Annotated in this window: 1 protein-coding gene; it reads left to right on the top strand. The window is 38.5% G+C overall.

Annotated features, from left to right (window positions below):
- Positions 1–325 precede the first annotated feature (325 nt).
- Positions 326–1,912 carry an acyl-CoA synthetase MbcS gene (gene mbcS / locus GJU32_RS22785; RefSeq protein WP_155594160.1) on the top strand — a complete coding sequence of 529 codons (1,587 nt, stop codon included), beginning with the start codon at positions 326–328 and terminating at the stop codon, positions 1,910–1,912.
- Positions 1,913–2,109: the final 197 nt, after the last annotated feature.

The raw sequence follows: 2,109 nt of genomic DNA on the forward strand, positions 1-2,109 counted from the left end.
CCTGCGACAACCTGATTAACAGTCAGGTGCTACTACCAACTGAGCTACTTCGGAACAATGCTATTCAACTTAGGTTTTAGATAACCTCTTAAGTACATTTATTATTATAGCAAGCATTCTAAATAATGCAACATATTTTGTGCAAATTTTTATATTTTTTGTCGAAGGACTCTTAAACATCAACCTCAAAGCATAATAGTTCTCTATTAAATCTAATATTTCTATTTTGTGTACTAAATATTCTTGCTGTATATTATTGCAATTGTTAAAATAAAAATAGTTTTAAGAATTTTCTATCAAATTTTTCTAGGGGAGGAATGTTTGTATGGTATCAAATGATTTAATTGCACCTGAATTTTACAACATCACAGAGGAATTAGAAAAATTTTCGCAAGATAGTGACCGCCAAGCAATACGCTGGTTAAATACACAACAAGAGCGACGAACAGTTTCTTATGTAGAGCTTGTTGAAAAAATGAATCAATACGCAAATGCCTTTACGAAGAAGGGGCTTCAAAAGGGTGATCGCGTCCTAGTTATTATTCCTCGTCTACCAGAAGCCTACTTTGTTTTTCTTGGCTGTTTAAAAGCTGGGATTGTTCCTATCTCATGTTCAGAAATGTTACGTGCAAGTGACTTAGAATATCGAATGGAGCATTCTTCTGCTAGTGCTGTTATTGCCTATGAGGCATTTACTGGTGAGGTTGACCAAATTACTTCTACTGTAGTGGCATTAAATAACAAGTTAGTTATCGGTACTGCAAAAGGAAATTGGACTTCTTTAGATGAATTGGCGAGCACACAGCCAGCTACATTTACAGCAGTAGCTACTAAACGTGATGACATGGCTTTCCTTTCCTATACATCAGGTACAACCGGTAAACCTAAAGGTGTTGTTCATTCACATGGCTGGGGATATGCACATATTAGAACAGCTGCTTCAAAATGGCTTTGTGTACGTGAAGGCGATTTAGTATGGGCAACGGCAGCTCCTGGCTGGCAAAAATGGATTTGGAGCCCTTTTTTATCAACGATCATGCTCGGCGCCACTGCATTCGTTTATCATGGTGGATTCGATGCAAAAACGTACCTTCAGCTAATGCAAGAGGAAAAAATAAATGTTCTATGCTGCACGCCGACTGAATATCGTATTATGGCAAAAATTGATAATTTACAAGCGTATAATTTATCTTCTCTACGTAGTGCCGTTTCTGCTGGTGAACCATTAAATCGCCCTGTCATAGAAACATTTATGAATCATTTTGGCCTAAAAGTACGTGATGGCTATGGGCAGACAGAAAATACATTACTAATTGGTACACTCGAAAACACTGAATTACGCCCTGGTTCAATGGGTGTTCCAACTCCAGGTAATATTGTACGTATTATCGACAATGAAGGAAATGAAGCACCAGTTGGCGAGGTTGGTGATATTGCCATACACAAATCCTCACCAGCTTTGTTTAAAGAGTATTACAAGGAGCCTGAACGCACACAAGCTGCATTCCGAGGTGATTGGTATATTACTGGTGATCAAGCAAAATGTGATGAAGACGGTTACTTCTGGTTTGAAGGTCGTGGAGATGATATTATTATTTCATCTGGTTATACGATTGGACCATTCGAGGTAGAAGATGCGTTAAATAAACATGAAGCTGTACAAGAGTGTGCAGTTGTTGCTGCACCAGATGAAATTAGGGGGCACATTGTAAAGGCCTTTGTTATCTTACGAGACGGCTTTAAAGAGCGTGATGAAGATGAGTTAAGAAAGGAACTACAGGAGCATGTAAAAGTGTTAACAGCGCCTTATAAATACCCTCGTAGTATCGTCTTTATTGATGAATTGCCAAAAACAACATCCGGGAAAATTCGCCGTATCGAACTTCGAGCAACCACTGTTCCAACCCTTTAATAAAAAAGTGATATATCGAAGGCATTTCATCATTTGAGAAATGCCTTCTTTTTATTTACTCTCATATACAATTTATTAATGGGTTAAGCAAAAAAAAAGCCACTACTGAGTGTATCAGTAGCGACTTTTTGCGCCTAGCGATGTCCTACTCTCACAGGGGGAAGCCCCCAACTACCATCGGCGCTAAAGAGCTTAAC

Source organism: Lysinibacillus cavernae (assembly GCF_009724685.1).
Classification (GTDB): domain Bacteria; phylum Bacillota; class Bacilli; order Bacillales_A; family Planococcaceae; genus Lysinibacillus; species Lysinibacillus cavernae.

Coding starts and splice junctions, on each gene's coding strand:
- mbcS (WP_155594160.1), top strand. CDS start 326: ATGGTATCAAATGATTTAATTGCACCTGAATTTTACAACATCACAGAG.